At 62.0% G+C, this 5134-nt stretch carries 4 protein-coding genes and 2 pseudogenes; 1 reads left to right on the top strand and 5 read right to left on the bottom strand.

Going from position 1 to position 5134, the window contains the following annotated elements:
• Positions 1-1320 (top strand): annotated as a pseudogene (locus U9R81_RS07060) (peptidase S8); the annotation flags it as partial.
• Between the two features lie 134 nt (positions 1321-1454).
• Here U9R81_RS07060 and U9R81_RS07065 read toward each other — a convergent pair.
• From U9R81_RS07065 to U9R81_RS07085, 5 genes and pseudogenes are all read right to left on the bottom strand, one after another.
• Positions 1455-1676, bottom strand: coding sequence for a hypothetical protein (locus tag U9R81_RS07065; RefSeq protein WP_322494800.1), 222 nt, complete (start codon positions 1674-1676; stop codon positions 1455-1457).
• Positions 1677-2375: 699 nt separating this feature from the next.
• A complete protein-coding gene (locus tag U9R81_RS07070; protein WP_322494801.1) occupies positions 2376-2648 on the bottom strand; it encodes a hypothetical protein in 273 nt (90 codons plus the stop codon).
• Positions 2649-2747: 99 nt separating this feature from the next.
• Positions 2748-2987 carry a hypothetical protein gene (locus tag U9R81_RS07075; RefSeq protein ID WP_322494802.1) on the bottom strand — a complete coding sequence of 80 codons (240 nt, stop codon included), beginning with the start codon at positions 2985-2987 and terminating at the stop codon, positions 2748-2750.
• Positions 2984-3412: a PIN domain-containing protein gene (locus U9R81_RS07080; protein ID WP_322494803.1), complete on the bottom strand. Its 429-nt coding sequence runs from the start codon at positions 3410-3412 to the stop codon at positions 2984-2986. The genes U9R81_RS07075 and U9R81_RS07080 overlap by 4 nt, the downstream gene beginning before the upstream one ends.
• 157 nt (positions 3413-3569) lie before the next feature.
• A pseudogene (locus U9R81_RS07085) lies at positions 3570-5134 on the bottom strand (hypothetical protein); the annotation flags it as partial.

The raw sequence follows: 5134 nt of genomic DNA on the forward strand, positions 1-5134 counted from the left end.
GCGGAACTCAAGGCGCGCCTGATGAACACCGCCGAAACCAGGATCTTCAACACCCCCGCCGCCCTCGGCGGCGGGCTGGCGCCGATCACCCGCATCGGCGGCGGCGAGGTGCGCATCAACCGCGCGATCGCGGCCCAAGCCAGCGCATGGGAACTCAGCAACGGCACGGCTACTATCTCGTTTGGCTTGGTCGAGGCCACTCGCAACCCGACTACGCTCCGCCGCACAATCGTGGTGCGCAATTACGGCAACACACCACTGACCTACACCATCACGCCGACCTTCCGCTTCGCTAACGACACGGCCAGCGGCGCAGTGACGCCAAGCACTTCGGTGAGCACGATTACCGTGCCACCGCGCAGCCGGCGCACCTTCACCTTCACGCTGAGCATTGATCCGACCAAACTGCCGGCGTGGACACTGAATTCGGGCAGCAATGGCGGTAACGGCGCGGCGCTGACCGCCGTCGAGTACGATGGCTATCTGGTGCTCGATGCCGCCGGCACGACCAACGACTTGACTATGCCGTGGCATGTGCTGCCGCGCGCTTCCGGCAACGTCCGCGCTCCGGCTTCAGTGCGGGCCACCACCAGCAGCCCGGCCACTGCCCAACTGACCAACACCGGCACCAATCCGGTGACGGTTGATCCGTTCACGCTGATCGGCAGCAACGACAGCGTGACTGCCTCGCCGGGCGCCAGCGTGCAGATGCCGCCGATGGATCTGCGCTACGTTGGCGTGCGCGCTTTCGACATCCCCGGTTTCTGCCCGGGGAATACGCCAGTGATCCAGTTTGCGATCACGACTCACCAGACCATCACCCATTCCAACTATCCGGTGGAAATTGACCTGCTGTTCGACACCAACCGCGACGGCACACCTGACTACGTTGGCTACACGTCAGAAGTGGGAACCTTTGCCAGCGATGGCCGCAACGCCTTCTTCGTTGGCCCGCTAAGCGGCCCCTATAGCGCCTTCTTCTTCACCAGCCACGCTACCAACAGCGCCAACACCGTGGTCACGTTGTGCGGCAGCCAAATCGGTGTCACTGCGCTGGGCCAGCAGATCAATGTCGCTGCTTACACTTACGACAACTACTTCACCGGCTTCGAGCTGAGCAAGATCGAGGGTATGAGCACGGTGCTCGGCGCGCCGCGCTTCGACATCGACACGGGCAGCGGCGTGGTGCCGGCCAACGGTACGCTTAACACCACCGTCTACCGCTTCAACGCCCCGGCTGATGTAACCGACTCCGGCATTCTGTTGCAGTACTCCTTCGCGCCGGGCGGTCGCGAAGCCAGCGCGATTATTGTCCGTTAGCCGGTAACAACTTGACCGAAGCACTCACGGTAGGCGATGGGCCTGCTGTGAGTGTTTTTTGAGGAGAGCGAGATATCAGCAGCGTACTACCATTCCGTAGCACCTCAGTAGTGGGCCGGACACGGTGCAGATGTTCATTGCGTCCAGTCTTCGACCAGCAAGCCCGGCACGCGGCTGAATCCGCGCACATTGTTGGTGACGAGGATGAGCCGTTCACTAATGGCTTGCGCCGCGATCAGCGTATCGAGTACGCCAATCGGCGTCCCCTGCGCTTCGCTACTACCCCTCGCGCCGTTGTGCCGGTGGTTGGTTGCGCTCAGCCGATTTCTCGGCTGAGAACATTGCCAAGCTCTCAATCAGCGGTTGCCAAGAGTCGTCTTCCGGCAACAACACCACCGCTTTGCCCATCCGCTTAAGATAAACGCGCTTGCCGCTAAACCAGTATGCTTTTGGCAACCGAATGGATTGGCGTTTCTAGCGCACACCAATGGCTGGCAGGCATCCCTCTCGCCGAAGTGGGGGATTGCGTCGCCGTGCGGCGTGCGGCTCGCCATGACAACCGGGGGGCAGCGGCTTTGCGCTCGCCTCTCCCGCGCCAGTGGGAACGGGGCTGGGGATGAGCCAGCCGCCCGTGCAGCGGGCTTCGTACTCCTAGCCCGGCCTTCAGGGCCGGGGATCAGCACCAGCGCGGCACCTCGTTGCCCCCACCCCCAACCCCTCCCCCGCTGGGGGAGGGGCGATCCCTCACCCCACCCCCCTCTCCCGCCTCACGAGGACGCAGCCCCTCCTGTCATTGCGAGGGGGCGTAGCGCCCGCAGCAATCTCCCGCTTGAGCGCAAACCCATGGCGTGCAAGCTGCCTCCCGCCTTAGCAGGGGGATCGCTTCGCCGCGCTCCGCACGGCGCGCAAGGACAACTGAGGTGCGCAATAGATAGCAACAGCCCGACGAGCGGGCTGCCGGGCCGGTGAGCGGGTGATAAAGCGGTTGTGATAAGGGTTGACTTTAAGTTATATGTGTATATACGAAATCTTATCCCAAGGAATAGAATAAATCGTTACGCCGTGATCCCAACAAACTGCCACAACACAGGCCATTTCATCATCAATAATCTAGTGACACCAATCTCTGTGCCGCTGTTCAAGATGCCCGGCAGCACATGGAGCGTAACAAATGGCTTCTTCGCTGCGCCATTGCTGTTGGCAGGAGCAGGCTTTGATGGCGGGCAGTACACTTTGACATCTGCCGGTATCTCGCCAACAATTTCCGCCGCCGACACCAAAACTGGGACGAACCAATGCTCGATGAAAGTCCGCCAATGATTGCCCATGCTCACCCCAAACCCCCTTCTCATTTCGCCTCAACCGGATACTACCATCATATACGACATTTTTTCTGTCAAGATTTAGTGGGGCAAAGGAGGGGGAGATCAGGGCGCCGGCTCGTCTGCTGCGCCGGTCTGCGGAGGATGAGAGGAACGCATCCGGGCAATGTCGTTGACAATCTGATCGAGCGTCTTGCCGGCGAAAAGGGCTTCACGCTCGACGGTGTAGTCGCCTAAACCGGTGGTAAATTGTTTGAGGAAGCGCACCGTATCCACGATCCCTAACTCACGATACAGTAGCTCCATCGCCTGCCGGTTAATCTCGATTAAAGGTTTTACTGTCATAGCAATGGTTCCAGTTTCTGAAAGAGATCAATGGGAGTAACAACGTTGACAGTCAGATCAACAATCCGTTGCGCTTGACGCCGTAAACGATCATCACAGGTGCAGAAATAGTCTACTTTCCCTGCCTCGGCAAGCGCCACATGCAAGGCGTCAAGCGGTTTCAAGCCATAAGCTAGAAATTGCTGCGCCCGATCACGCACTGCTTCAGTCAGCGCAATTGTTTCGGTTGCGCGCGCAAGCACGCTAAAACCGTATTCCCGGCGCAACAAGAGGGGATTTTGGTCGTTTTCATGGTGTAGTGCATCTGAACTTACCAATGTGAGATGGCCAGCTTCACCCAACGAGATGAGACCAAGCACCACCTCTGCTTCGATCTGAATGCGCACATGACTCGGTGTATCAAGCGGGCGTTGAATAGCGCACATGTCGAGATATACTCTTATCATGTCACCACTCTAATGGATTTCCATTGAGCATGCAAGACCTTGAACCACCAGCAGTTCCTGATCTCGAAGCCGTGTTCACCGCAAAAAGTGGCACACTTCGGCAAGCCAGCGCAGCGTCAAAGACCGGGAAGGGCCATCACTCCCCGTCCGGCCAGCGGTAGCGCATCCCCGGCGGCAAGCGCAGCGTTTCGTCGCCGAGCCGGCCAAGGCCAAAGGTCGCGCCATCGGCGCTGCGCTCCAGCCGGGCATAGTCCGTCCACTGCACGATCCAGCCGTTGCGGAGGATGTCGCCGCTGAGCGGTTGGCCGAGGCTGGCCAGCAGCTCTGCCGGCACGGCATAGCCGGGGCAGAGGGTGTCAGCCGGGGCGCCGTCAGCACAGTGCGCGCTGCGGTTCGTTTCAGCGAGATACAGCTCTCTACCCAACGGGCGGAGATGGATGGCACTGCCGTGTGCTTCGAGACACACCCGTTCAAAGCATTGCAACCATCCCCACCCAAACGGCACTGCCGGTGTGAGCGGCCAGCCGGCCCGTTCGACCGCGCCGAGTTCGGCCCATGCCTGCATGAAACGCGCCGGCACAAAGTAGCCGGTTTCGGCGAAGAAGGCGCCGCCTTGCGCTTCGACCGCCAGCGTAGCCACCGGCTGCGGCGCGATCAGGTCGTTCCCGGCTTGATCGCGCAAGCCGACGGCCAGTTGGTACGTGCCGGGCAGCAGTTCGAGCGGCAAAGCAATCGGTTGCATGTGCTCGATGGGAGCGGCGGTTGGCCAGCGCGCCGGCGGCAGCGCGCCGTAGAGCAAGGGCAGTTCGCTGTGTGCGGCAACGCGGTCGCCGGCAAAGAGCACCCGCACCACGACAGTCAGCCCTTCTGCCGGTTGCGACGAGACCCGCTGCCATTGCAAGCTGAGCACGACCAGTTGGCCGGGTTCGTAGGCTGCGCCGAGCGGCGGGGCCAGTTGCACGCCGGCCAGTTGCACCCCACCTGCCGCCACCGGCTGCAACGGCGGCTGGGCCGGCCCGGTGGCAACCGGACGGTAGCGGTCGATCACGCCGAGCGAACCGTCTTGGGCGTAGCGATGGCGAATGATCGCGATCATCTCTGGGGTCAGCCAGTTGCCGAGGTAGTCGAGCAAGACCAGCGGCAGCTCGCCGTTGGCGAGCTCACGCAGGATAGCGGTCTGGTCGGCGAGCCCTTGATCGAGCAACTGGCGGAACTCGAATACCGGAATGCGGGCGTTGACGCCGGCGCCACTGGCCAGACCGGGCAAATCGGTGAAGATGACTGCGCCGGCAGCGCGGGCTTCGGCAGCGAGGGCGGCATCGACGCGGGATAGTGCCGCCAGCACCGCCGCTTCGCGCTGCGCATCGGCCCACACCCCGTATTGGCCGAACACCATACGCGGCGGGCTCGGTTCGATCAACCCCGCTGGACGCAGCCGGTTGGCGTCCCACAACGGCGGGTAGTAGAGCAGGCTCGCAATCAGCAGCACACTCAACCCGGCCAACGTCGCCTCGCTAACCCAGCGCGGTCGGGGAGCGCCAGCCAATACACGCCATCCGATCCCGGTCAGCCAAATCAGGCCGGCGTACCATTCAAAGAAGTAGTTGGCATACGCGCCGACCTTGCCCACGCCGATCGCGCCGAGCGTGCCGGCCAACAGATAGGCGAGGGCCGGGATCAGGGCCGCCCGCTGCCCGGCGC

The organism is Chloroflexus sp., assembly GCF_034435895.1.
GTDB lineage: Bacteria > Chloroflexota > Chloroflexia > Chloroflexales > Chloroflexaceae > Chloroflexus.

What these genes read in the sequence shown, in the direction of transcription:
- U9R81_RS07070 (WP_322494801.1), bottom strand. Translation starts at nt 2,648, where the DNA reads ATGGGCAATCATTGGCGGACTTTCATCGAGCATTGGTTCGTCCCAGTT.
- U9R81_RS07075 (WP_322494802.1), bottom strand. Translation starts at nt 2,987, where the DNA reads ATGACAGTAAAACCTTTAATCGAGATTAACCGGCAGGCGATGGAGCTA.
- U9R81_RS07080 (WP_322494803.1), bottom strand. Translation starts at nt 3,412, where the DNA reads ATGTGCGCTATTCAACGCCCGCTTGATACACCGAGTCATGTGCGCATT.